This is a genomic window from Staphylococcus ratti, assembly GCF_020883535.1.
Taxonomy (GTDB): Bacteria; Bacillota; Bacilli; order Staphylococcales; family Staphylococcaceae; genus Staphylococcus; species Staphylococcus ratti.
The window spans coordinates 1,342,392-1,366,295 of sequence record NZ_CP086654.1; the positions used below are offsets into that span (position 1 = coordinate 1,342,392).

A 23,904-nucleotide genomic window follows, 5' to 3' on the forward strand; every position below is an offset into this window, starting at 1 on the left:
TAACAAATTGAATGATTTGTTAGCAGTTTAATCTTTTTATTTATCTTTCAGCATCTCGTAATGACTTACGTTTTGAAATCAATTCATCTTCATAATCATTACGTGAATTTTCAACGTATTCTTTTAAACGATGTTTATTTGGTGTCAAAGTTAATCCTAAGAATTTACGCTCTTTATTTGCATCTTTGTAAAAACTGATCATCATTAATATGACAACGAATGAAAATGGTAATGCACTAATAATGGCTGCGTTTTGTAATGCTTGCAGTCCTGAACCACCATCGCCAGCACCTGATAACAATAACACGAAAGCGATAAGTGATTGTGCGACACCCCAAGTCACTTTTACAAAAGAACTTGGATTTTGCGAACCAAATGTTGTTTGCATACCAAGCACAAATGTTGCAGAGTCAGCAGATGTAATAAAGAATGACGCAATAAGTAATAGTGCAATAATCGAGAGCACCATACCAATAGGCAGATGGTGGAAGACACCAAATAATTGTGTTTCAACAGACATATCATAAATTTCTTTATGTTTCTTAGCTGTTTCGATACCTAAAACACCAAAAACACTAAACCAAATAAAACTTACGATAACTGGAACTAATAGCACACCTGAAATAAATTCTCGGATAGAACGTCCTTTAGAAACACGTGCAATAAATACACCTACGAATGGGCTCCAACTTAACCACCAGCCCCAATAATAAAGCGTCCAACTGGACATCCATGCTTTCTTTTGAGGATTCGTTGCGGCTGCATCGAAACTGTTAAATAAAAATGAATTTAACAAACTACCTGTTGAGCTTGTAAGCATATCTAAAATTAAAATAGTTGGACCAATAAATAGTGCAGCTAGTAACAATACCGTACCTAAGCCAATATTTAAATTACTTAAATATTGGATACCTTTACTCAAGCCAGACCAAGCACTCATAATAAATAGAATCGTTACAACTACAATAATAATGGACTGTGTCAAAATGTTGTTTGGCACGCCAAATAAGTAATGTAAACCACCAGCAATTTGAAGTGCGCCCATACCTAGAGATACGGCTACACCAACAACTGTTGCAAAAACTGCTAAAACATCAATCAATGTACCGATTGGGCCGTCAACACGATCTCCTAAAATCGGTCTTAATGTTTTAGAAAGTAAACCTGGTTCTCCTTTTCTAAATTGAGCATAAGCAAGTGCTAATGCCACGACACCATAAACTGCCCATGCATGAAAACCCCAATGGAAGAAAGTCGAACGTAATGACTCCGTAAATGCTTGAGTCGATTGCGGTTCTGCGTTAGGTGGTGATGCGAAATGTGCAATCGGTTCTGCTGCACCATAGAATACTAAACCAATTCCCATACCTGCACTAAAAAGCATCGCAAACCATGAAATTGTGTTAAATTCTGGTTTATCATTGGGTCTCCCTAATTTTAATTTACCAATTGGACTAAAGATTAAAAAGACACAGAAGAAAACGATAATGGTAGTTAAAATGAGATAATACCAACCTAATGTATTTGTAATCCAAGCTGTAATATCGGCTGTAAATGCACCAAATTGTTTTGGTATAAATACCCCTATTAATACAATGGCAAAAATGATGATTGAACTAAAAATAAATACTGGTGAAAACTTCTTACCATTTCCCTGTGGATTTGAAGTATTCATAGCAATACCTACTCCCTTTCTCTATATTAAATTTTTAAACTGTAAAGCACTTTTAATTACAATTCCACAATAAATATTCCACAAATTAAAAATGCAATCGTCATATATACAATAACAAAAGGCGTTAACATAATCAACGCACCCCCATTGATTATGTAATTATAAGAAAATGACCTCTTGCAATACTATGTGTTTGGGGTATAATTTCTAAAGTATTTAAAAATCACATTCTAGGAGTGGACCAATCATGTTAAAAGAATTTAAGGAATTTGCTTTAAAAGGTAACGTACTTGAACTTGCTGTTGCCGTTGTAATGGGGGCTGCTTTTAATAAAATTGTTACCTCGCTCGTTGAAAATGTAATTATGCCTATTATCGGTTTATTGTTCGGAGAAGTAGATTTTGCTAAAAATTGGACACTCTACGGCATTAAATATGGTGTATTTATCCAATCTATCATCGACTTCATTATCATTGCATTTGCACTATTTATTTTCATTAAAATCGCAAATACAATTGTAAAACCTAAAGAAGTTGAACCAACAATCGAAGAAAACACGGTACTCTTAACGGAGATTAGAGATTTACTTCGCGAACAAAATAAACAGTCATAATTGCTACACTTTTTAAATTTAATAATTATGCAAAAAAGGTTAGGACAAAAGCATCTATCGGTTTCCCAAAGCTACACGTGCGTTACGTCCTAGCCTTTCTTATAAAAGGCAGAAGTTTCGACATCGGATTCAAGATTTTGATTAAATCTAAGTGATGGTGTCGTATCTTCTGCTTTTTACTGTTAGTCATTATATTTTAAAGAAGTTGAACTTTGATAATTACTCGAATTCACTTCTAAAATTAACGGAATTCTACTTTTTAATTCTGTGACATGAGAAATGATGCCAACAAGACGTCCACTAGATTGTAACTGAATTAACGTATCCATAGCTGTTTCTAATGTTTCTTGGTCAAGTGTTCCGAATCCTTCATCTATAAACATCGTATCTAGCGAAATACCGCCTTGTTCATTTTGGACAACTTCATTCAACCCTAACGCTAATGCAAGTGAAGCTTGAAATGTTTCTCCACCTGAAAGCGATGTAATATGACGTGATTGGTTGGAATAGTAATCAAAAACTTCTATTTCTAACCCACTCAATCCACGCCCTTTTTCTTCTTTACGCACTAACTCATAACGTTGTCCAGTCATATTAAGCAAACGTTTATTCGCTGAGGTTAATATATTTTCCAAATAATGAATCAAAACATAATTTTCCAACGTGAGATTTTGATTATTTTTTCCATAAATCACTTCTGACAAGTTGAAAATAGCTTTATGTTCTGATAAAGCATGTTGAATGTAATCAAGAATTTCTCGAATTTTTTGTGATTTTTTCTCATTTTCTTCAACTTGAAAATGTATTTCATTCAAACGCTGAATAATATCATCTTGTTCTTTTTTCAAGGAATCATATTTTACTTGTAATGCGTTGAGATCGTGCTCTGGTAACACATCTAATTTTTGTACTAACGTTTTTTGTTGTGTTGTTAATTGTTGACGTGTTTGATGAAACGTTTCTACACGCGATTCGTAAGTTTGTAGCGCGCTAATCTCAGACTTAAGTTCATTTAATGCGTTGAGAGAACGCAAATGAAGTTTATCCATTTCGCGCTTTAATGTAATTTCTAATTTCTTTAAACGCGCTTGATCACTTTCTTGACGGACTTTCTGATGTTTCAAATCATTTTGCACGACCAAAAGCGTTTCATTTTCTTTCTGTATCGTTTCTTTAATATTTTGATATGCTTTACGAAATTCATTCACTTCTTGTTCAGACGCTCTAAAAAATGTTTCAAATTCGGCGTAATGATCAAAACGGGTTGCTTGTTGGAATTGCGATACCTTTTGCTCAGCAATTTCACGTTGATATTGATTCTTCTCCATTTGCTGTACTAGTGTTTGTACTTTATCTAAATAACGTTGTTGCTTAGATTGCAATTTTTCAAATTCAAGTTTTGCTTCTATGAGCTTTGTGATTTGTGTATTATTTTCTCTTTTTTGTTCTAACACTTCTCTTTTTTGAATTTCTGGATTTTCAATTTCATTTAATTCTGCTAATTGAGTTTGAGTATGTTCTAATGACGTTTTATGAGAAATGAGTTTTTCTTCAATCATGCGCATTTCTTTGTCTAAAGCTTCGTTTTCTTTTTGTTGCTCCTTCAATAGCTTTAAGCCTTGTTCAGAAGGAACATCATGAACTTGTTGACCACAGACAGGACAAGGCACATCTTCAGTCAATTTCGAACGTAAAGTATGTATCATCTCTTCATGTGACAATACAGTTTGATCTGCTTCCGAAAAATGATATTTCTGTGCCGAAAGCTTCATTTTCTGTGCTTCTAAGTCTTTTAACGTTTGAGTTAACTCTCCGAATTGTTGTTTTAGTTGAATTTTATGCTTATACTGCTTTTCTATATGTTCAATTTTTTCTAGACGATGACGTAACGTAAATTGCTCCTCTTTCAAGCTATCAATGCATGAAAAGTCTTGCGCTTGAATTTCCAAATCATCTTCAACATCGTGTAAATGACTTTGATTGTCTTTTAATTCATTTGTCAATTTTGTATTTTGTTCACGCAACGTTTGTTTGTCTTCAAAAGCTTTTAAAATATCACTTTTATTTTGCATGTAATGATGTGTTGCTTTTATTGTTTGTTCTTTCTCAACGACGTCTTGCTCTTGTTTTTCTAAACGCTCACGTTTTCGTTTACTTTGATGCATTTCATCTTTAAGCTTATCCCGCTTAGCATTTAAAACCTCTATTAATTTCTCACTATTTTCCAATTCTTTTTTTAATACTTCTATGTCATTAAATGTATGGATCGCAAGCTGACTTTGCTTTATCCTATCAATTTGTTGTTCCAATTGTTCGATTTCATCTTTTTGAGCAACAAGAGACTCGAGATTTTTTTCAATCTCTAACAACTCTTTTTGGTACTGTTGTCTCGATTGTTCTTGATCGATCTTTTCTTTATTATCGCTACACTTTTTTTCCATATCAGCTTTCTGAAGCGTGAGCACATTTAATTGCTGTTGACCTATCTTTTCAAATTCGGGCAATGTATGATACAGACGCTCATGTTGGTTAATATCTATTTTCAAATAATCTTGAAGTGTTTCATCATCTATCGCATATAAATCTTGCCAATACGTAGCTAACCTATCATACGTTTTGTCCATTTCATCTTGAATACTTTTGGTTTTATTTTTTAATTCATTTTTTAAATCTTCATACATCACACTATTAAAAAGCGTTCTTAAAATCGGTTGTTTATCTTGGCTTTTAGAGACTAAAAAAGACTTAAATTCTCCTTGAGGTAAAATAAACAATTGACGGAACTGCTCGACTTTAAGCTTCATTAATTCTTTTAAATATTGATTGCCTTTGTTTATCTTGCTTTCCTCTAAAATATACGTGCTGCCTTGCGCTTTATACACTTCTAAAATCCCTGGCGTTTCAGTTTTTTTATTAGGCTTTGTAAATGAAGCCGTTCGAACAACTTTATATCGTTGTTGTTGAACTTCAAATTCATATATCACTTTGAGTGGTTGTTCTGGTGGCGCAAAGTGACTCCGCAATTGCGTAACTTCTCTCGCAGTCGTAGAAGCCCTACCGTACAACGCGTATACAATCGCATCAAAAATCATTGTTTTACCAGAACCAGTTTTACCACTAATTAAAAAAAGTTGATTCGCTTCTATACGTTCAAAATCAATCGTTTCATTTAAAAAAGGTCCAAAATTTTCTAATTTTAATAATAGAGGGCGCATCTTATTCCTCCTCTCCATATTCATTTAAAAATGTTTGAATATGTTTTGTTTGCACTTCATTTAATGCATCTTCTGTTAATTCTTGATAAAACGTTTCAATAATCTCTAACGGCTTCATCTTTTTAATATTTTGTGTTGCTTTAACTTGTCTTGTCGATCCACTTGTTTGTTGTGTTAAAGCAAGCGTATTCGGAAACTGCTGTTTGAGCTGTTGCATCGGATCTTTGACCATCTCAAGTCCTGATAAATTAAAATGAAAATAGTCTTCTGAATTTTGGTAGGAAAAGTATCCATGAATTGCATTATCAAAAGAGGTTTCAATAAATACTAACCGTCTTCGAGGCGAAAGAGGCAAAAATGTTTGTTCGTGCTTTTTATCCGTCAGATGAAAACATCTTACGCCTTTCGGTTGATTTACTTCTGAAAATGAATATTGCAACAATGAACCGCTATAATAAATATGCTTTTGATTCAACGCAAATGGATGATGAATATGCCCTAACATCACAATATCAAATGCATCCAAACAATGTGGCGAGACGCTCTCTATTGTTCCAACAGTAATATCTCTTTCTGAATCACTTTTTGGTGCACCATAGACCGTAAAATGCCCTATTAAAATATTTTGTTTACTATCATCCAATTGTGGTTTAACACGTTCAATCAATTTTTCGACAGCCTCTTCGTAACTACTAATACCTTGTTCTAAATATTGTCTCGCTTCAGCTAAAGTAAAGAAAGGCAATGTATAGAAGTCGACGTTTCCAAAATGAATCGGCGTGAAGAAATCACTAAGTTGTGTCCGAATATAAAGTTGATTGTGTTTAAACCATTTTGCGCCATAACCTAATCGCTCTTTACCATCATGATTTCCATCGATAATGATTGTCGGTATTTCAAGTTCGATATTTAAGTAACTAATCGTTTTCTCCATTAAAGCTACCGCGCCCTTATTCGGCAAGGTCGTATCAAAAACATCGCCAGCAATCACAAGAACATCCGGATTTTCTGACTTCAATGTTTCTATCAATTGCTCTAAAATAAATGCTTGATCTTCTAAAAAAGATTGTCCATTTAACACCTTTCCTAGATGCCAATCTGCAGTATGTATAATTTTCATCTTCTCACCCCAGAACATTTGTTCTATTTTATTGTAATGAAACATCGCCTGAACTGCAAGGAAAAACCGAGCCCGTCTTAACATTAGATTCAACAAGAATCATGTATAAAAGGCTCGGCTTACGCTATTAATATAAAAATCATTCAACTATGACGTTTGTGCTAAACGACGTTTAATTTTGTTATATCGTAGAAACATCGCGATACGCCAAGGTAACAACATGCTAAACGCAAGTAAGAAAAACATACCTGCCAATTCGCCTGGATGTACGGAATTACCAATATATACTTTCAAAATCGTTCTCAGTATAAGTAAAGATATTAAAATGACTGGAAACGCCTTAGATTTTTTTAAATAAATTTGGTTATCTTTCACTTCAAAATGAGATGTAACAATTAAAACAGAAGAAAAAATAAAACCTATTATAACAGATTCTAAAATCTCCATACCTGTTAATCTAAAATAAGGTACAACATACATTAACGCACCTGTAGCCATAAAAACGGGTGGTAAAATAATTTTTTTTGCATTAACAGGATAGTTTTGTGCTTTCATACGTATGAAAATGACAGCAGCACCCATTAAAAATGCGATTAAAATCGAAAAAACTAAATACGTCATGAATATGTCTCCTTTAAAATCTATGCGATTAATATGCGTATTATATCACACTCCCACACATAAGTAATACGTATTAACGCTCATTCACGCTTTTATAGTTTGATTATTTTTAATTATTTGTATATTTTCGAAATATACATAAAAAGATTTTCTAAAGGTAGACGTCAATCGCCCCATCATTCCATCCTTCACTTAAGCGCGTGATACTTTTAAATACCATTTACAAAGATTAGAAGCATCACGCCATAGGCTTCTCAACCTTAGCCATCCTCTATAGCCCACGTTTAAAATTTTGATAACGTAAAGGTCAAAACCGCTCATTTTTGATGTTTTCAGACGATTTTGTTCGCCTTTATACCTCAAATGCCCTTTCTTTTAATTTGTCGCATTAAAAATATCCCTATCAATATACTATTAAATATTGTTAATCCTTTAAATATCGCAGAACTGAATGTAATGAAAAAAATAGTTAGTACAACTTCTAAAATAAAAACGATAATGATAGCAGCTAGTAATAACTGTTGGGATTTAGGCATGTTATGTTCTTGTTTATTCATCATGACCTCCTCCATAAAACGATTAGGAAAAAGTATTTTTAGGTTCCTTAGCTCACAAATTTTTCCACCCTAGCGTTGTTGAATAGATGTTCGTTATAAACAAAATGATTTTAAATTAAACAGTTTGATTATAATTTTTCTTAAGCAACCGTTTACATGTTTTTATTATTTCGTATTTACTTTTTTAAATCAATCATATCTCATTATAATATAGAAAATGACAAAGATTAATGAGCTTTAAAAACTCAGAATCCTTGCCATTACTGATTTAATAAATATTATATTTTCTTACCCTATTTATTATTGTTTTAAAATTGCTTTGATTTGTTCGTCAGAAACCTTTATTGCTACGTTGTTTCTTAAAGCAAATAATTTTGGATGCTCATTTCTTAATTGCTCATAAATCTCTTCATCCTTACGCCAACGTTTTTCTATCGGGATACTAATCCCTTTATTTCTTTTATTCTTAATGTTTTTCATTGCATTATCTTGTTCTTGTTTAGAAGCTTTCATGTTTTAGCACCTCTGTTTCAACAGCATTTGTTTAGCAATAAAAGTGTTCCAAATATGAAGTTAGAACTTTTTTCTATAATGTCTATATCTTCTTATACTTTATTAGTTTTAATATTGTTGCCTTTAACCTTTAGTAACTTTAAATATCGTATACAGGCGCAAAATGATTCATACCCTTTCACCATAAAAAAATGTTACCTGAATGTTACCTGAAACAAAAAAGCAAGGAATTCAGAATTTTCTCAAAATCTCGAATCCCTTGCTATGCCTGCGTTTTCAGGCTTTAGATTTTTTTATCCATGTTTTTGTTCATCATTGTCATCATTTGATTGATTTTTTTCTGTGATGGTTTTTGTCCCATTTGCATCATCATCATACGTAACATTTCTTCGTTAATTGGTGGGTTTTTCTTCAAATAATCCATCATGTATTTACGTGCGAGGAAAAAGCCACCTACAAGTCCAATGATAAGTGCAAGTACAATTAATACAATCGCTAACCATGTAGCCATCATTTCACCCACTTTCTCTATCCTTTTGCATTTTACTAAAATTGAGACAAGTTTTCAAGGTCGTTCATAGACTTTCATTCTTAAACCTATAGGAAAGACTAGTGCCAATACTTATTTCAAATTAGTCAACTCGCTTATCGATTTATGGGTTATAGTGATTCAATTTGTGATAAAATATTTTCTTTTGTAAAACCGTACTTTTCAACAACTAAGTCACCTGGTGCACTTGCACCATATCTATCAATACCAATAACAAGTCCATTCATACCTACATATTTGTGCCAACCTAACGTAGCGCCCATCTCAACTGCTACACGTTTTGTCACGCTCGGTAATAACACCTCGTCTTGATATGCTTTTGGTTGTTGTTCGAATGCATTCCAATTCGGCATTGATACAACACGCACCCCTTTGCCTCTTTGTTCTAAGTCTTTAGCTACATCAATGACTAAACTCACTTCAGATCCTGTTGCTAGTAATACATACTCAGGCGCTGCTTCCGTTTCATATACTACGTAAGCCCCTTTACGTACACCTTCTTCAAGTTGTGTTTCTTCTACATCTAATACCGGTAAACCTTGACGTGTTAAAACAAGTGCTGTTGGTGTGCCATTTGCTTCTAAAGCAACTTTCCAAGCTACACGCGTTTCATTACCATCAGCCGGTCGAATAACATTAAGGTTAGGAATCGCACGTAAACCTGCTAATTGCTCAATTGGTTCATGTGTTGGCCCATCTTCCCCGACCGCAATAGAATCATGCGTAAAAATAAACGTCGAACGTAAGCCCATGATAGATGAAAGTCTTAATGCTGGTTTTAAGTAGTCACTAAATACGAAGAATGTTGCGCCATATGGATGTAATCCGCCGTGCGCTGCCATACCATTTACTGCAGCAGCCATTGCAAATTCACGAACACCAAACCATACGTTTTTACCCGCACCATCTTCGGCAGAGAAATCTCCTGCTTCTTTTACATTTGATTTATTTGATGAAGCTAAGTCTGCTGAACCTCCGAAGAAAGAAGGAACTGCTTTTCCTAACGCTTGAATAATTTCACCAGAATCAGCGCGTGACGCTGCTTTATGCCCTAATTCAAAGCGCGGCAGATCTTTTTCATAACCTTCTGGCAATTCTCCAGCAATCGCTGTTTTGAATTCTTTAGCTAATTCAGGATATTTTTCCGTATAAGCTTCTAAATCTTTTTTCCATTGTGCCTCATGTGCATCTGCACGTTGGATCATTGTTTCATTAAAAATTTCATACACGCTATCATCCACTTGGAATGATTTAGATGCATCTAACTTATAATTTTTAAATGTTAGTTCACGCTCTTCTTCACCTAAAGGTGCACCATGTGAGCTATGACTGTTAGATTTATTTGGCGAACCGTAACCAATAATTGTCTTAACTTCAATAATTGTTGGTCCTTTTTGAGATTTTGCTTCTTCGATAGCTTTATGGATAGCTTCCAAATCGTTGCCATCTTTAACAAGAATATGGTTCCAACCGTACGCTTCAAAGCGTTGTTTAATATCTTCAGAAAATGATTTGTTCGTTTCTCCATCTAAAGAAATATCGTTTGAATCATATAAAGTAATTAATTTGTCTAATTTTAAATGTCCTGCTAATGAAGCCGCTTCATGCGAAATACCTTCCATAAGGTCTCCATCTGAAGCTAACACGTACGTGTAGTGATCTACAAGAGCGATGTCATCTTGGTTGAATTTTGCAGCAAGATGTTTTTCCGCCATTGCCATACCAACAGACATCGCAAAACCTTGTCCAAGTGGCCCAGTAGTAATTTCTACACCTTTTGTGTGGTGATATTCAGGGTGACCTGGTGTTTTTGAATCCCACTGTCTAAATTGCTTAAGCTCTTCCAATTCTAATCCACCAGATACATGAAGTAAGCTGTATAACAGTGCTGAACCGTGTCCAGCCGAAAGTACAAATCGGTCGCGGTTAAAATACGTGTCAGAATTAGGGTTAAAATTTAAATGTTGTGTCCAAAGTGTGTAAGCCATTGGCGCTGCACCCATTGGCAACCCAGGATGCCCTGAATTCGCCTTTTCAATTGCATCGATGCTAAGCGCACGTAAAGTATTTACTGCGTGTGTATCTTTTTGTCCAAACATATTATGACTTCCTTTCTATTCGCTACTAGAATCATTATACCTTATTATGATTCATAACACCTAAAATTACATAAGGATTGTACTAGTCGCGTGTTCGATTCTTCTTTTGTATATCTTTTAGTTTGTCAGGTGTAACATCATTTCCTTCAGGGTCAATGACTTTTGTATGTTCGATTTGTTCTTTAAAACTGTTGCGAAATGATGCAAGATACTCACTTCTCAATTGTGATTGCTCTTTCGCTTCCTCTTTTGTTAAACCTTCATTTTTCTTTTTCTTTGCAAGTTCATTTATGCGTTTTAATTTATCTTGACTAAGCATAATGGATAACCTCCGTCAATATTCTCTACAAAATATAACAGAAAAACCGCTTAAAACCAACCACGATGGCTAATTTAAAACATAAAATAGACGATGTGAAATCAGAATCTTTTCTTTCACATCGTCCTTCGCTTTGAATTATCTCTTTTTACTCTCTCATTCATTACGAGCGCCTCAATTCAATATGACGTTATAGTAGTTACATTATGTTTCATCAGAATATATTAGCGAACACTAAAGGCAAGCACACTTTGTTGTTCCTTTGCTTTTTGTTCGTATTTTTGCATGTGCTCTGTTTGATTTGTATTAATTTGATGGTCAGTCATTTCGTACGTTTGTTCTGTATGCGCATCATGGCTTGCCATTATGAAAAACACAAAAAATATGATTATTGAAATGATAAACACAGATACATACAAATATATTTCATTTAATTTAGCTTTGATCATTGTAAACACCTCTAGAACATTTGTTTGTATCTGAATTTTATCAGAACGAATGTTCTGTGTCAATATAGAAACGAACAAATGTTTGTTCCTCTCTGAAATCTGTGCTATAATGTATTTAAATTAGGCAAAGGAGTGCACATTTGATGAGAGAACTTACAAAAAGACAAGAGGAAATATTCGAATTCATAAAACAAATTGTTCAAACGAAAGGTTATCCACCAAGCGTTCGTGAAATTGGAGAAGCGGTAGGTCTTGCTTCAAGTTCGACTGTACATGGTCATTTGTCACGCTTAGAAGAGAAAGGATATATACGTCGTGATCCTACAAAGCCGAGAGCTATCGAAATCGTAAGTGAATTGATGGGCGAACCGGTCAATATGGAAGAAACGATTTACGTTCCTGTTATTGGTAAAGTAACTGCTGGGACACCGATTACTGCTGTTGAAAATGTTGAAGAGTATTATCCGTTACCCGAACACTTCACTTCAACGCACAATGGTCAAATATTCATTTTGAACGTTGTAGGCGACAGTATGATTGAAGCTGGTATTTTAGATGGCGACAAAGTAATCGTACGAAGCCAATCTATTGCTGAAAATGGCGATATTATTGTTGCGATGACTGAAGATGATGAAGCTACAGTTAAGCGATTTTATAAAGAGAAAAATCGCTATCGCTTACAACCCGAAAATAGTAGCTTAGAACCTATTTATTTGGAGCACGTTACTGTATTAGGTAAAGTAGTAGGTTTATTTAGAGAATTTTAATATTGCGTGCATCTCCTTTGTTAATAAAAATCATGACCATCCGTACATACAAACGGGTGGTTTATTTTGTATCATACAGTTGTCAGAGCTTTATTTATTAAATTTCAATCCATATGTTCCTTTGTAAAACAAGAAAGAAGCGATAAAGAAATACTAAGATAGTAGATTTCTTCACCGCTATGATTGATAATATTTAAGTTAATAACTACGCTTCCTTAATTTCTTCTGCCAATTTATCACTGTAACCAAAAAACCACGTCAATACAAAAGCCGTTACAAATGAAATAACCAATACTAAAATATAAAATGGTAACTGTCCGATATCTTTCAAAAATAGTAAAATACCAGGTAAAACAGTAATAGCCATACCTGAAGCTTTCAATTGGAAAATAGCCGCAAAGAAGCCACCTACTGCACCACCGATCAGACCACAAATAAAAGGTTTAAAGTAACGTAAATTCACACCAAAAATGGCTGGTTCCGTAATACCGAGTAATGCTGAAAAAGCAGAAGGTATAGCAAGCGCTTTTAATTTCGCTTTCTTTGTTTTAAGTCCCACTGCAACCGCCGCTGCGGCTTGGGCTGTCATAGCTGCTGAGATAATCGGATTAAATGCATTATAATGGAACTTCTCTAGCAATTGAATTTCCATAAAATTGAAAATGTGATGTACCCCTGTGACAACGATAATTTGTTGGAAAAATCCAATCAACAATCCAGCAATACCAAATGGTAAAGCAAGTACCCATTCAGTGCCTGATAAAATAATTGTCTCAATAGAATGGAAAACAGGTCCAATTACAAATAACCCTAAAGTAACCATGACAAGTAATACTAAGAAAGGTGTCACAATTAAATCTATCGCATCAGGAATACGTTTCCTTAGCGCTTGTTCAAATTTAGCACCAATAAGCCCCACAAAGAATGCTGGTAGGACCGATCCTTGGTAACCTACAATCGGAATAAAATTAAAGAACTTGATAGCTTCTACTGAACCGTCACCTACTTGATACGCATTAGGTAATGCTGGGTTCACTAACATCAAACCTAATACGATACCAAGAACAGGACTGCCACCAAATACTTTAAAAGCACTCCAAGCAACTAATGCTGGTAAAAAAGCAAAAGCAGTATCTGTGAGTATTTGTGTAAACAAAATGAAGTTTTGAGGAATATCTTTAGCCGTCATTCCCATCCAACTTAAAATTTGATCGTTCATCACCACACCGCGCAACCCCATAAATAATCCTGTCGCAACTAATACCGGAATAATTGGCACGAACACATCGCCAAACACACGAATGGCACGTTGAAAAGCATTTCCTTGTTTAGCACTTACTGATTTGACTTCTGATTTTGAACTACCTTCTATTCCTAATGTCGTTATCTCATTGTAAATTTTGTTTACCGTTCCTGTTCCAAAAATAATTTGAAATTGGCCTGAGTTGTAAAAAGCACCTTTAACTTTTTCAATATCTTCGACTTGTGCTTGGTCTACTTTCTCTTTATCTTTGACCATAATTCTCAATCGTGTGGCACAATGTGCCAACGACTGTATGTTTTCCTTTCCTCCTACGGCTTGAATCACTGACTCTGCTATTTTTTTATCATTCACTCATTTTCACCTCTTATAAACGTTAGCACTTGTTGTTCAGTTGGCAAGCTGTCAATTGCTCCGTAAACCATTGTCGTTAATGCACCAACTGCGTTCGCAAATTTTAAGCATTGATAACTATCTTCAAAAAGCTTGTTTTTTCCATACTTTAACAATTGATAATTAATGGCTCCTATAAAAGCATCTCCTGCACCTGTTGCATCTAAAGCATCGACTTCAAAACCTGATGCTTGTGCAATTAATCCCTCTTTAGTATACAAAGAAGCGCCAGCTTTGCCTTCCGTATAGATGACAGCTTCAACATTTCCTTTAAATAATGATGCTATTGCCGCTTCTTTATTTTTAATACGTGTTATAAATGCTAATTCTTCATCTGAAATTTTGACAATATGCGCTTTGGGAACAAATTCCAATACCGTATTATGTAATGCATCTAAATCTTTCCAAAGTGGAAAACGTAAGTTCGGATCAAAAACTACTGTGCCATTCACTTTTAACATTTTGTCAATTAACACTCGATGTACCTCTTTTATGGGATAATCTACTAAATCAACTGAACAAAAATGTAAAATGTCTGTCGTATCCAATACGATATTCCTTATTTCGCAAGCTTCTAACAACATATCAGCTGAAGGTTTACGATAAAATGCAAAATCTCGTTCACCCTCTGCTGTTAAACTAACAAAAGCCAAAGCAGTATTAGCTTTAGAGGTCTGTTTTAAATACTGCGTGTCAACACCAATAATACCAAGTTTATCTATAATTTTCTCTCCAAATGCATCATTACCCACTTGTGTAATCATTGCAGCGTTACCACCAAGTTTTGCAACACAACTTGCCACATTAGCAGGTGCGCCACCCACTTGTGGAGAAAATTGCGTTACATCTTTTAAATTAATATCTCGATCGCTAGGGATAAAATCAATCAATGCTTCTCCAACTGCATATAATTTATTCATAATTATCCTCTCTCTAACTATATTGTTTCATTACTTGAAGCTTCACTTTAAGAATTCTACCTCACATTTTGGAACCGGTTCCAAAATAGTATAAAGTAAAACGCTTTCATAAACATTTTACTCATCGCTTTGCGAGAAGTCAATACTCGCATTTTTTATAAATTCAAAAGTCATTACTTTTAGACGTTCTACTGTTTCGCCATTGATAATACGAATTAAATTTTGCGCAGCCTGTTCGCCCGTTTGCTTATATGGAAAACGCATTGTCGCAAGAGATGGTGTAACAATAGTTGTCGTGTCATAACCACCAAAACCGACTATAGAGAGTTGCTTTGGAACTTGTAAATGTTGTTGATGTGCTGCTTTCAACGTACCTAACGCAATGTTATCTGTCCCACAAATGATGACATCATAGTGAGAGACTAAAGCGCTCGCAGCTAATGTAGCCTGTTGCAAATCAAAAGTTGTATAATACACATCTGCAGTTTGATGATAATGATTAAGGCCTGTTAACACACCTTTTTTCCTATCAACGCCAACTGCTTTATCGTATTCGCCTACACCTAAATACGCAATGCGCTTAAAATGTTGTTGACCGATCACTTCACCAACACTACGCCCTGCTTCAAAATCATTTTGTATTACGGAAGGGACATGCTTATTTGCTTGACCAATCAGTAGTACAGGTGCTTTTATATCTTGAATCGCTTCAATATGTTTTTCCGTAATTTGTGTAGCAACTAATAAAATGCCATCTACTTTATTTTTATTCAATGTATATAACGCTTCTATTTCTTGCTCTATACTTTGATTCGTATTCACTATTAGAATTTGATATTTATTGTCTTGGAAATAATGCTCTGCGCCTTCAAGAATCTGATGTGTTGCGTAAGAGTCGAGTCTAGGGATAATTGCGCCTATCATGAAAGTGCGCTTCGCTTTTAATGATTGTGCAAATTGATTTGGTGAGTATCCGGTAGCTTGTACGATTTTATCTATTTTATCTTTAGTTTTCTGACTTACAGATCCCCCATTTAAATATCGAGATACCGTACTTTTTGAAACTTTTGCCATTTTTGCAATATCTGAAATATTCATTGCTATCCCCCTAACATGTTCATCTTTTAGATTTACTTATAGACGTGCGTGCTTTTACTATTATTATTTTCTATCACGCGCAGCATCTTCCTATAACCTACTTAATAATAGCTATGGCTATGAAAAAGACATGATACTTATATAAAACATTACCTTTACCAACCTATGTTACTAATAAAGCGACGAGTTCATAAGATTGTCTTTCAGATCTCTTGCCATCTATCACTGCTTATGATGCACGCCTTTCTCATATTCTGCTTCTAAAACTTTATCCCTTCTTCTTTCAATATCAATAATATCATTATTTAAGCACCGAATGTCTTTATTGATACCATTTTGTTTGTCGTATAAAGCACGCATCGTACGACGGTGTCCAAACTGAAACATCTCACTATTTTGTTCAAGGTGGCTTAATATACGACTGTCACAATAACGTTCTAGTAAATGATGATTAAATTGATTCGTGGTTTCTCTTAATCCATCATACTCATTTAATAAATCATTAACTTTTCTCTTCTCAAACAAATAAGATTCCTCTTGCTCTTTTTTCTTTTCAATCAAATGATTCAAGTCATCAACTTTACACATCGGCAAACGCCCCTTTTAATTTAGAATTATTACCTACGAACTACTTCATAGTTATGGGAGTGGGACAGAAATCTATTTGATTTCGTCGTCCCACCCCCACAAGGCTGGCTAGGGTTGAAAGGAGCTCTAAGCGAAAATTCAATCCAGACAGCTACTGTGCTTTTTAAAAGTTACCTTCTCTTTAGATGTGGGACAGAAATCTATTTGATTTCGTCGTCCCACCCCCACAAGGCTGGCTAGGGTTGAAAGGAGCTGCTAAGCGAAAATTCAATCCAGACAGCTACTGTGCTTTTTAAAGTCACCTTCTCATTTGATGTGGGACAGAAATCTATTTGATTTCGTCGTCCCACCCCCACAAGGCTGGCTAGGGTTGAAAGGAGCTGCTAAGCGAAAATTCAATCCAGACAGCTACTGTGCTTTTTAAAGTCACCTTCTCATTTGATGTGGGACAGAAATCTATTTGATTTCGTCGTCCCACCCCCACAAGGCTGGCTAGGGTTGAAATGAGCTGCTAAGCGAAAATTCAATCCAGACAGCTACTGTGCTTTTTAAAGTCACCTTCTCATTTGATGTGGGGCTAACTATTATATAAATCATCCATATTTTACATACTATATTTTAACTTACGTAAAATCAATAACATTTTTATAATGGCATCTTAACCTTTTATACTGACAAAATGTTCCACTTTAAATCAAAACTATCAGTTAACCGCTTAGGTAATTAAATATCACAAATAAAAACACCTTTAAAATTGAATGTTCAATCCAACTTTAAAGGTGTCAAAATAGCATTAATACTTTTTATTGAGTATTTCTTTAACCCGTTCTAAAATATCTTCTGTTCGATGTTCAATATTGGGTGTTTCTTTTATTTTTCTCTTATAGTTATTCATAGCATCAACCTCATCCGATTGATTCATACCCATTTTTATAAACTATAAAACGTTATCCCGTATAATTTTCCGTCCAATAAGGTTGCTTTTTAGCATTAAAATCTACACCTACACCCAACGTGGTGACGTTAGGGTGAAGTATATTTTTACGGTGTCCTGCTGAATTCATTAAACCTTGATGTGCAAAAATGGGGCTTTGTTGACCATATGCGAGATTTTCAGCCGCAGTGCTATAATGGTGGCCATCTTTTTTTATGCGATCAAATGGTGACTCACCTTTCAAATTAGTGTGTTCGAAATACTGTTGCATAGCCATATCTTTGCTGTGTTTACGTGCAGTATTAGCAAGAGACTCTGAATAATTTAACGGTTCCAAACCATTTTGAACACGCGTCGCATTCACTAAATAATAGTCCAATTTTTCATAACTATTCGCTAAGTTTTTTGATGGCGCTGCATATTGTCCGTTCAATCTGTTTTCCATTGTTTTGCTCACTTGTAACAAGGCCGTTAAGTGATTTTTACGATGTATATCGTAAAATGCAGTCGTATAAATATTATCTTTTTCAAACACATCGTACGCTTCATTGTTTTGACGATAAAGGGTATTGCCTTTTTGAATGCCTTCTAAAGGTTTGCCAAGACGATGACGTACCACATCTTTAGGTGTATTATATTTAATCCCTGATTTTGAAGTTATCGTATTTTGGTTACTAAATAACCCATGTACTTTTCCATCAATATAACTCACTAAAACGAAATGATTAAAGTCGTTATGATAGACGTACCACTTAGTACCATATTCATTGTCCAATACGTTAGAATGTGGACCAAGTGCTGCTTCCACTTCTTTTTGTGACATATTCATTTGAATATTGTAAATCGCAAACTGTTGTTGCTTAGGCGTTTTAAGTGCTGTGTCAAAAGACTTTCCTTCAACCAATTGATCCACTTTTTCAGTTACAGGTTGAGTAATTTTATGCATAAAATCCGTAGGTTGTATAGGAATGACTAAAATTAATACAAAACCAACAATTAGAAAAGATAAAAATGACTTGATATAAAACAACTCCTGGTTTTATTAGTCTCTATCACCATTAAAAATTGAATTTCTTACAATAACGTAATCGACTTTGCGAAGTGCACCAATGTCTTTTCCACCTGCATATGAAATTGAGCTTTGTAAGTCTTCTTGCATCTCTACAAGCGTATCTTTTAGCGAACCTTTATGTTCTACAAACATTTTTTTACCTTCTACATTTTTACGTTCACCTTTTTGATATTCTGAAGCACTTCCAAAATATTCTTTATACTTTTTACCATCTAATTCAACTGTTTCCCCTGGAGATTCATCATGTGCTGCAAACAATGAACCAATCATAACCATCGAAGCCCCAAATCTCACGGATTTCGCTATATCACCATGTGTACGGATACCACCATCCGCAATAATCGGTTTGCGTGCTGCTTTGCTACAATGATTAACTGCAGCGAGTTGCCAACCTCCTGTACCAAAACCCGTTTTGATTTTAGTAATGCATACACGACCAGGCCCAATACCTACTTTAGTAGCATCAGCACCTGCATTTTCAAGTTCACGAACACCCTCAGGCGTCCCTACATTACCAGCGATAACGAAAACGTCTGGCAGATGTTTTTTAATATGTTGAATCATTTCAATGACTTGATCTGAATGACCGTGTGCAATATCAATTGTAATATATTCTGGTGAAAGTCCCGCTTCTTTTAACGATTTAACAAATTCAAACTCTCCGGCTTTCACACCAACCGAAATAGAAGAAAATAAACCTTTGTCTTTCATTTTTTTGACGAAAGGCAGACGTGCTGCTTCATCAAAACGATGCATAATATAGAAGTAATCATTTTCAGCAAACCATTCTGCTAATGACTCATTCATTACCGTTTGCATATTGGCAGGAACGACAGGTAATTTAAAGCGTCTTGGTCCAAATTGAATGGAAGTATCAATTTCTGATCGACTTTTTACAATACTCTTATTTGGTATAAGTTGGACGTCTTCATAATCGAAAATTTTCATTTTTCTTAACCCCTTATAATTGTATTCCAAAAGATAATATACTATCTATTTGCAATATTGTAAATAAAAGGGGATATTACCAACTGGATTTCTTAACGCCAGGAATTTGTCCTTTATGTGCATGTTCTCTGAAAGCAATACGAGACATTTCAAATTTACGCATTACGCCTCTCGGACGCCCTGTCACTTTACATCTACGTGTTAAACGCGTAGGTGAAGCATCTCTAGGTAATTTTTTTAATCCTTCATAATCTCCTTTTGCTTTCAACTCACGTCTAATTTCCGCGTATTTTGCAACCATTGCTTCACGCTTTTGCTCTTTGGCAATTTTTGATTTTTTAGCCATATTTTTCTCTCCTTTTTAAAAATCGTAATAATTACGATTTAAATAATAGCACATCCTTCTAAAATGAAGCAAGTCAGTTTTTCTAAGTTCTTCTAAAATATAGAAAATAAAAGTTGGCAAACATTTATAAACGTGGTAAAATAACAAATCGTAATAGTTTCAATTTAAAAGGAGGTCGACCCAATGCGCGTTAATGTTACATTAGCATGTACTGAATGTGGTGACCGTAACTACATCACTACGAAAAACAAACGTACGAATCCTGAGCGTATCGAAATGATGAAGTATTGCCCAAGATTAAATAAACATACGTTACACAGAGAAACAAAATAATCATTGATTAAAGCAGTTACGAAACACCCACTCATCAAAATACGACGTAAACTACAACTCGAACATTTCGAGTTGTAGTTTTTATATTTAAAGGGAGCGAAACAGAAATCTTAAAGTTTCTGTCCCGCTCCTTTAAAAATAGCTATTTTAATACTATTGAATACCTTCTAAAATGTGATCAAGTTGATCTAACATACCTAGCGCTTCTGCAACACCTCTACCATAAGCTGGGTCAGCTTGATAACAATGGCGAATGTGACGATGCTTCACTTCGTCTGTTGTACCTTCCATTTCGTTCGCAGTGTTAGTAAATAAACGCTGTTGTTGTTCGGGTGATTGTAAGCGGAATAATTTACCAGGTTGTTCGAAATAGTTGTCATCATCTTCTCTAAAATTATGCTCATAAGCATCACCATGCAATTCTAAAGGTGGTCGTTTGTATTCTGGTTGACTTTCGTGTGCGCCATAACTATTTGGATAATAATGTGTTTGACTACCTTGGTTGCCGTCTAAAATTCTCATTTGTCCATCTCTACTAAAAGGACAAAGGTTTTCAACACCTACGCCTTTAGGTTGGTTCACTGGAATTTGCCAATGGTTAACCCCTAAACGGTAACGTTGTGCATCTCCATATGAAAATAGACGCCCTTGTAACATTTTATCTGGAGAGAAATCCAAGCCAGGAATAATATTTGTAGGTGCAAACGCAGCTTGCTCAACATCTTGGAAGTAGTTGTCTGGATTACGGTTAAGCTCAAACTCTCCTACTTCAATTAAAGGATACTCATCTTTATACCATACTTTTGTTAAATCAAATGGGTTATCTTTATGATGTTTAGCTTGCTCTTCCGTCATCACTTGAATGTACATTTTCCATTTCGGAAAGTCTCCATTTTCAATCGCATTGTATAAATCACGTTGTGATGACTCTCGGTCTTCTCCTACAATTTTTGCTGCTTCATCTGGTTGAATGTTCTCAATACCTTGTTGCGTACGGAAATGGAATTTTACCCAAACACGTTCATTATTGGCATTAATCATGCCATAAGTATGCGAACCAAAACCATGCATATGACGGAAACCTTTTGGAATACCACGGTCAGTCATTAAAATTGTTACTTGATGAAGTGCTTCTGGTAACGATGTCCAGAAATCCCAGTTGTTTTGCGCACTTCTCATGTTTGTACGTGGGTCACGTTTAACCGCTCGATTTAAACTGACAAATAGCTTTGGGTCTCTAAAGAAAAACACTGGTGTGTTATTCCCTACTAAATCCCAGTTCCCTTCTTCTGTATAAAATTTCAAGGCAAAACCACGAATATCACGCTCAGCGTCAGCGGCGCCACGCTCACCGGCAACCGTTGAAAAACGTGCAAACATTTCCGTTTTTTTACCAATTTCAGAAAAAATCTTCGCCGAAGTGAACTGTGTAATGTCATTCGTAACTGTAAACGTACCAAAAGCCCCTGATCCTTTGGCATGCATACGTCTTTCCGGAATCACTTCACGGTCGAAATGTGACATTTGCTCTAAGAAATAAGGATCTTGCATTAATAAAGGGCCACGAGGTCCAGCAGTTGCAGTGTTCTCACGATCTCCAATTGGGTGGCCAAATAAGCCTGTTAATTTTGATGGTTGTTTACGATACATAATTTAAAACCCTCTTTCTTGTTTAAAATAATTCTAATGTAGCTCTTAATTTGAATTATACTGAAAGATTTGAAAAAAGGGAACTCTTACGCTTTCTAAAAGTGTTTTTTTTTAATTTAGGGCTTTAAAGTTATAAAATTCTATTGAAACGCCTTAGATTTGCAAGTACAATATATAGAACAATTGTATAGGGAGAAGATGTGTATGGAAGAAAAGAATTTAAATAGAGGTCTCCAATTGCGGCATATTACAATGTTTGCTATTGGAGGCGCAATTGGCACAGGTCTATTTGTAGCTACTGGTGGCGTTATCGCACAAGCTGGTCCAGGGGGCGCAATTCTAGCTTATTTGATTATCGGAACAATGCTTTATTTTCTCATGTCCTCTGTAGGTGAAATGGCAACATTTTATCCAGTTTCCGGATCGTTTAGCAGTTATGCGACGCGCTTCGTTGATTCATCACTTGGATTTACGATGGGTTGGTTGTATTGGCTCATTTGGGCGCTTGTAACAAGTGTAGATATTATTATAGCAACAAATGTTTTAAGTTATTGGGATACATTTAGCTTCTTCTCACCTATGGTTTGGAGCGTCATATTTTTAAGCATTTTACTGCTACTTAATGTTTTTTCTGTTAAAGCGTTTGGTGAAGCAGAATTTTGGTTATCACTTATTAAAGTTGTCACAATTATTGTGTTCATTATTTTAGGTCTCTTAGTGATTTGGGGCATATTAGGCGATAGAACGTATGGCTTACAAAACTTTACTGTTGGTGAAGCACCATTTGTTGGTGGTATATCTGGGTTTTTGAGTGTGTTATTAATTGCAGGTTTCTCTGTTGGAGGTACGGAAGTAGTAGCTGTAACTGCAGGAGAATCTGATAATCCTAAAAAATCTATGCCACGTGCGATTAAACAAGTTTTTTGGCGTATATTGTTGTTTTACGTATTATCTATCGCTGTCATTTCAGCCATTATCCCTTATACAGATCCGACACTTTTAAATGAAAGCGGCTCTATTACTCAAAGTCCATTTACGATTGTCTTTGATAAAGTAGGGATTGCATTTGCAGCCTCAGTTATTAATGCGGTTATTTTAACATCATTATTATCAGCTTCTAACTCTGGTTTGTTTACTACGAGTAGAATGTTGTTTTCACTTAGTCAGCAAGGCTCGGCACCTAAGATTTTAGGACGTATTAATCATTCTACAAAATTACCGTTAAACGCATTATTATCAACCTTTATTTTAATTACAGCTGTGACGATTTTTGCGAATTTCAAACCTGAAAGTGTAATGGCTTTACTGAATATTATCGGTGCACTAATCACGTTTGTATGGGCTTCGAGTATCATTTCACAAATCCGCATGAGAAAAGCGATTAAAGCTCAAAATAAAGATATCGATCAATTATTACCTTATAAGTCGCCATTGTTCCCTATTGGACCAATCATCGTACTTGCAACAATTGTATTTTTAATAGTAGGAAGCTCATTTGACGCCATAATCACTTTTAACGTTTCCAAGTTGGCACAAAGTTTCTTACCGGTACTGATTTTAATTGCGGTTTATTTCACACATAAGTTCATTCATCGTACAAAAATCATACCGTTAGACCAAATCGATTTATCAGAACATGAAATGTATCAAAAACACAAATCATCCGTTTAAATCATGTAATTCTAAAATACGACACTAATTAAGAGGTGGAGACATTAAAATGTTCTCACCTCTTATTTTAATAAATTTCGTTTAAATATTTGGTACTGCTTTTACACACTTCAACTTTATACGATACCTTTTTATTTGTATTTCATTTTCAGCAATTGAAAAATCATGTATAATTAAGTAAACAAATGGTAA

Annotated in this window: 22 protein-coding genes; 4 read left to right on the top strand and 18 right to left on the bottom strand. The window is 35.0% G+C overall.

All coding sequences use genetic code 11. The features are described 5' to 3' along the window. Nucleotides 1-40 precede the first annotated feature (40 nt). Nucleotides 41-1,675, bottom strand: a complete 1,635-nt coding sequence (locus LN051_RS06495; protein ID WP_229291735.1) for a BCCT family transporter — start codon at nucleotides 1,673-1,675, stop codon at nucleotides 41-43. Nucleotides 1,676-1,922: 247 nt separating this feature from the next. Here LN051_RS06495 and mscL point away from each other — a divergent pair, with 247 nt between their 5' ends. Next, on the top strand, nucleotides 1,923-2,288 hold the full coding sequence (gene mscL, locus LN051_RS06500) for a large conductance mechanosensitive channel protein MscL (RefSeq protein ID WP_229291736.1): 366 nt from the start codon (nucleotides 1,923-1,925) through the stop codon (nucleotides 2,286-2,288). Between the two features lie 182 nt (nucleotides 2,289-2,470). Here mscL and sbcC read toward each other — a convergent pair whose 3' ends face one another. The 9 genes from sbcC to sosA form a co-directional block, all read right to left on the bottom strand. Then, the gene (gene sbcC, locus LN051_RS06505; RefSeq protein WP_229291737.1) at nucleotides 2,471-5,503 is read right to left on the bottom strand and encodes an exonuclease subunit SbcC; all 3,033 of its coding nucleotides are present in this window, start codon (nucleotides 5,501-5,503) and stop codon (nucleotides 2,471-2,473) included. 1 nt (nucleotide 5,504) lies between these two features. Continuing rightward, a complete protein-coding gene (gene sbcD, locus LN051_RS06510; protein ID WP_229291738.1) occupies nucleotides 5,505-6,623 on the bottom strand; it encodes an exonuclease subunit SbcD in 1,119 nt (372 codons plus the stop codon). Nucleotides 6,624-6,770: 147 nt separating this feature from the next. Further along, a complete protein-coding gene (locus LN051_RS06515; RefSeq protein ID WP_229291739.1) occupies nucleotides 6,771-7,244 on the bottom strand; it encodes a CcdC family protein in 474 nt (157 codons plus the stop codon). A 359-nt stretch (nucleotides 7,245-7,603) separates the two neighbouring features. After that, on the bottom strand, nucleotides 7,604-7,804 hold the full coding sequence (locus LN051_RS06520) for a hypothetical protein (RefSeq protein WP_229291740.1): 201 nt from the start codon (nucleotides 7,802-7,804) through the stop codon (nucleotides 7,604-7,606). Between the two features lie 297 nt (nucleotides 7,805-8,101). Continuing rightward, nucleotides 8,102-8,314: a hypothetical protein gene (locus LN051_RS06525; RefSeq protein WP_229291741.1), complete on the bottom strand. Its 213-nt coding sequence runs from the start codon at nucleotides 8,312-8,314 to the stop codon at nucleotides 8,102-8,104. 283 nt (nucleotides 8,315-8,597) lie between these two features. After that, nucleotides 8,598-8,837, bottom strand: coding sequence for a YneF family protein (locus LN051_RS06530; RefSeq protein WP_229291742.1), 240 nt, complete (start codon nucleotides 8,835-8,837; stop codon nucleotides 8,598-8,600). A 137-nt stretch (nucleotides 8,838-8,974) separates the two neighbouring features. Beyond that, complete coding sequence (gene tkt, locus LN051_RS06535; protein ID WP_229291743.1) at nucleotides 8,975-10,963, bottom strand: transketolase; 1,989 nt, start codon at nucleotides 10,961-10,963, stop codon at nucleotides 8,975-8,977. Nucleotides 10,964-11,045: 82 nt separating this feature from the next. Beyond that, nucleotides 11,046-11,282 carry a DUF896 domain-containing protein gene (locus LN051_RS06540; protein ID WP_229291744.1) on the bottom strand — a complete coding sequence of 79 codons (237 nt, stop codon included), beginning with the start codon at nucleotides 11,280-11,282 and terminating at the stop codon, nucleotides 11,046-11,048. A gap of 224 nt (nucleotides 11,283-11,506) precedes the next feature. Then, nucleotides 11,507-11,731 carry a DNA damage-induced cell division inhibitor SosA gene (sosA, locus tag LN051_RS11435; RefSeq protein ID WP_338061507.1) on the bottom strand — a complete coding sequence of 75 codons (225 nt, stop codon included), beginning with the start codon at nucleotides 11,729-11,731 and terminating at the stop codon, nucleotides 11,507-11,509. Between the two features lie 143 nt (nucleotides 11,732-11,874). Here sosA and lexA point away from each other — a divergent pair, with 143 nt between their 5' ends. Then, a complete protein-coding gene (lexA, locus tag LN051_RS06550; protein ID WP_229291746.1) occupies nucleotides 11,875-12,498 on the top strand; it encodes a transcriptional repressor LexA in 624 nt (207 codons plus the stop codon). Nucleotides 12,499-12,703: 205 nt separating this feature from the next. Here the strand turns inward: lexA and LN051_RS06555 are convergent, their stop codons facing one another. The 7 genes from LN051_RS06555 to rpsN all read right to left on the bottom strand — a co-directional run bounded on the left by LN051_RS06555 (nucleotide 12,704) and on the right by rpsN (nucleotide 20,058). Next, complete coding sequence (locus LN051_RS06555) at nucleotides 12,704-14,113, bottom strand: sucrose-specific PTS transporter subunit IIBC (protein ID WP_229291747.1); 1,410 nt, start codon at nucleotides 14,111-14,113, stop codon at nucleotides 12,704-12,706. Beyond that, nucleotides 14,110-15,072 (bottom strand): carbohydrate kinase family protein, encoded by a 963-nt coding sequence (locus LN051_RS06560; RefSeq protein ID WP_229291748.1) that lies wholly within the window; start codon nucleotides 15,070-15,072, stop codon nucleotides 14,110-14,112. The genes LN051_RS06555 and LN051_RS06560 overlap by 4 nt, the downstream gene beginning before the upstream one ends. Nucleotides 15,073-15,189: 117 nt before the next feature. Then, nucleotides 15,190-16,170, bottom strand: a complete 981-nt coding sequence (locus LN051_RS06565; protein ID WP_229291749.1) for a LacI family DNA-binding transcriptional regulator — start codon at nucleotides 16,168-16,170, stop codon at nucleotides 15,190-15,192. Between the two features lie 222 nt (nucleotides 16,171-16,392). Next, nucleotides 16,393-16,758 carry a hypothetical protein gene (locus tag LN051_RS06570; protein WP_229291750.1) on the bottom strand — a complete coding sequence of 122 codons (366 nt, stop codon included), beginning with the start codon at nucleotides 16,756-16,758 and terminating at the stop codon, nucleotides 16,393-16,395. A 947-nt stretch (nucleotides 16,759-17,705) separates the two neighbouring features. Beyond that, complete coding sequence (locus LN051_RS06575; RefSeq protein WP_229291751.1) at nucleotides 17,706-18,722, bottom strand: CAP domain-containing protein; 1,017 nt, start codon at nucleotides 18,720-18,722, stop codon at nucleotides 17,706-17,708. A 12-nt stretch (nucleotides 18,723-18,734) separates the two neighbouring features. Next, a complete protein-coding gene (gene guaC / locus LN051_RS06580; protein ID WP_229291752.1) occupies nucleotides 18,735-19,712 on the bottom strand; it encodes a GMP reductase in 978 nt (325 codons plus the stop codon). 76 nt (nucleotides 19,713-19,788) lie between these two features. Next, entirely contained in the window at nucleotides 19,789-20,058 is a 270-nt protein-coding gene (gene rpsN / locus LN051_RS06585) for a 30S ribosomal protein S14 (RefSeq protein WP_229291753.1), read from the bottom strand. Between the two features lie 183 nt (nucleotides 20,059-20,241). Here rpsN and rpmG point away from each other — a divergent pair, with 183 nt between their 5' ends. After that, nucleotides 20,242-20,391 carry a 50S ribosomal protein L33 gene (rpmG, locus tag LN051_RS06590; RefSeq protein WP_014613994.1) on the top strand — a complete coding sequence of 50 codons (150 nt, stop codon included), beginning with the start codon at nucleotides 20,242-20,244 and terminating at the stop codon, nucleotides 20,389-20,391. Nucleotides 20,392-20,544: 153 nt separating this feature from the next. On the opposite strand, the gene LN051_RS06595 is transcribed toward rpmG, so the two are convergent. Then, nucleotides 20,545-22,041: a catalase gene (locus LN051_RS06595; RefSeq protein WP_229291754.1), complete on the bottom strand. Its 1,497-nt coding sequence runs from the start codon at nucleotides 22,039-22,041 to the stop codon at nucleotides 20,545-20,547. A 204-nt stretch (nucleotides 22,042-22,245) separates the two neighbouring features. Between LN051_RS06595 and LN051_RS06600 the strand changes: the two genes are divergently transcribed. After that, the gene (locus LN051_RS06600; protein ID WP_229291755.1) at nucleotides 22,246-23,712 is read left to right on the top strand and encodes an amino acid permease; all 1,467 of its coding nucleotides are present in this window, start codon (nucleotides 22,246-22,248) and stop codon (nucleotides 23,710-23,712) included. The last annotated feature ends 192 nt before the right edge of the window (nucleotides 23,713-23,904 follow it).

What these genes read in the sequence shown, in the direction of transcription:
- LN051_RS06495 (WP_229291735.1), bottom strand. Translation starts at nt 1,675, where the DNA reads ATGAATACTTCAAATCCACAGGGAAATGGTAAGAAGTTTTCACCAGTA.
- mscL (WP_229291736.1), top strand. Translation starts at nt 1,923, where the DNA reads ATGTTAAAAGAATTTAAGGAATTTGCTTTAAAAGGTAACGTACTTGAA.
- sbcC (WP_229291737.1), bottom strand. Translation starts at nt 5,503, where the DNA reads ATGCGCCCTCTATTATTAAAATTAGAAAATTTTGGACCTTTTTTAAAT.
- sbcD (WP_229291738.1), bottom strand. Translation starts at nt 6,623, where the DNA reads ATGAAAATTATACATACTGCAGATTGGCATCTAGGAAAGGTGTTAAAT.
- LN051_RS06515 (WP_229291739.1), bottom strand. Translation starts at nt 7,244, where the DNA reads ATGACGTATTTAGTTTTTTCGATTTTAATCGCATTTTTAATGGGTGCT.
- LN051_RS06520 (WP_229291740.1), bottom strand. Translation starts at nt 7,804, where the DNA reads ATGATGAATAAACAAGAACATAACATGCCTAAATCCCAACAGTTATTA.
- LN051_RS06525 (WP_229291741.1), bottom strand. Translation starts at nt 8,314, where the DNA reads ATGAAAGCTTCTAAACAAGAACAAGATAATGCAATGAAAAACATTAAG.
- tkt (WP_229291743.1), bottom strand. Translation starts at nt 10,963, where the DNA reads ATGTTTGGACAAAAAGATACACACGCAGTAAATACTTTACGTGCGCTT.
- LN051_RS06540 (WP_229291744.1), bottom strand. Translation starts at nt 11,282, where the DNA reads ATGCTTAGTCAAGATAAATTAAAACGCATAAATGAACTTGCAAAGAAA.
- sosA (WP_338061507.1), bottom strand. Translation starts at nt 11,731, where the DNA reads ATGATCAAAGCTAAATTAAATGAAATATATTTGTATGTATCTGTGTTT.
- lexA (WP_229291746.1), top strand. Translation starts at nt 11,875, where the DNA reads ATGAGAGAACTTACAAAAAGACAAGAGGAAATATTCGAATTCATAAAA.
- LN051_RS06560 (WP_229291748.1), bottom strand. Translation starts at nt 15,072, where the DNA reads ATGAATAAATTATATGCAGTTGGAGAAGCATTGATTGATTTTATCCCT.
- LN051_RS06565 (WP_229291749.1), bottom strand. Translation starts at nt 16,170, where the DNA reads ATGAATATTTCAGATATTGCAAAAATGGCAAAAGTTTCAAAAAGTACG.
- LN051_RS06570 (WP_229291750.1), bottom strand. Translation starts at nt 16,758, where the DNA reads ATGTGTAAAGTTGATGACTTGAATCATTTGATTGAAAAGAAAAAAGAG.
- guaC (WP_229291752.1), bottom strand. Translation starts at nt 19,712, where the DNA reads ATGAAAATTTTCGATTATGAAGACGTCCAACTTATACCAAATAAGAGT.
- rpsN (WP_229291753.1), bottom strand. Translation starts at nt 20,058, where the DNA reads ATGGCTAAAAAATCAAAAATTGCCAAAGAGCAAAAGCGTGAAGCAATG.
- rpmG (WP_014613994.1), top strand. Translation starts at nt 20,242, where the DNA reads ATGCGCGTTAATGTTACATTAGCATGTACTGAATGTGGTGACCGTAAC.
- LN051_RS06595 (WP_229291754.1), bottom strand. Translation starts at nt 22,041, where the DNA reads ATGTATCGTAAACAACCATCAAAATTAACAGGCTTATTTGGCCACCCA.
- LN051_RS06600 (WP_229291755.1), top strand. Translation starts at nt 22,246, where the DNA reads ATGGAAGAAAAGAATTTAAATAGAGGTCTCCAATTGCGGCATATTACA.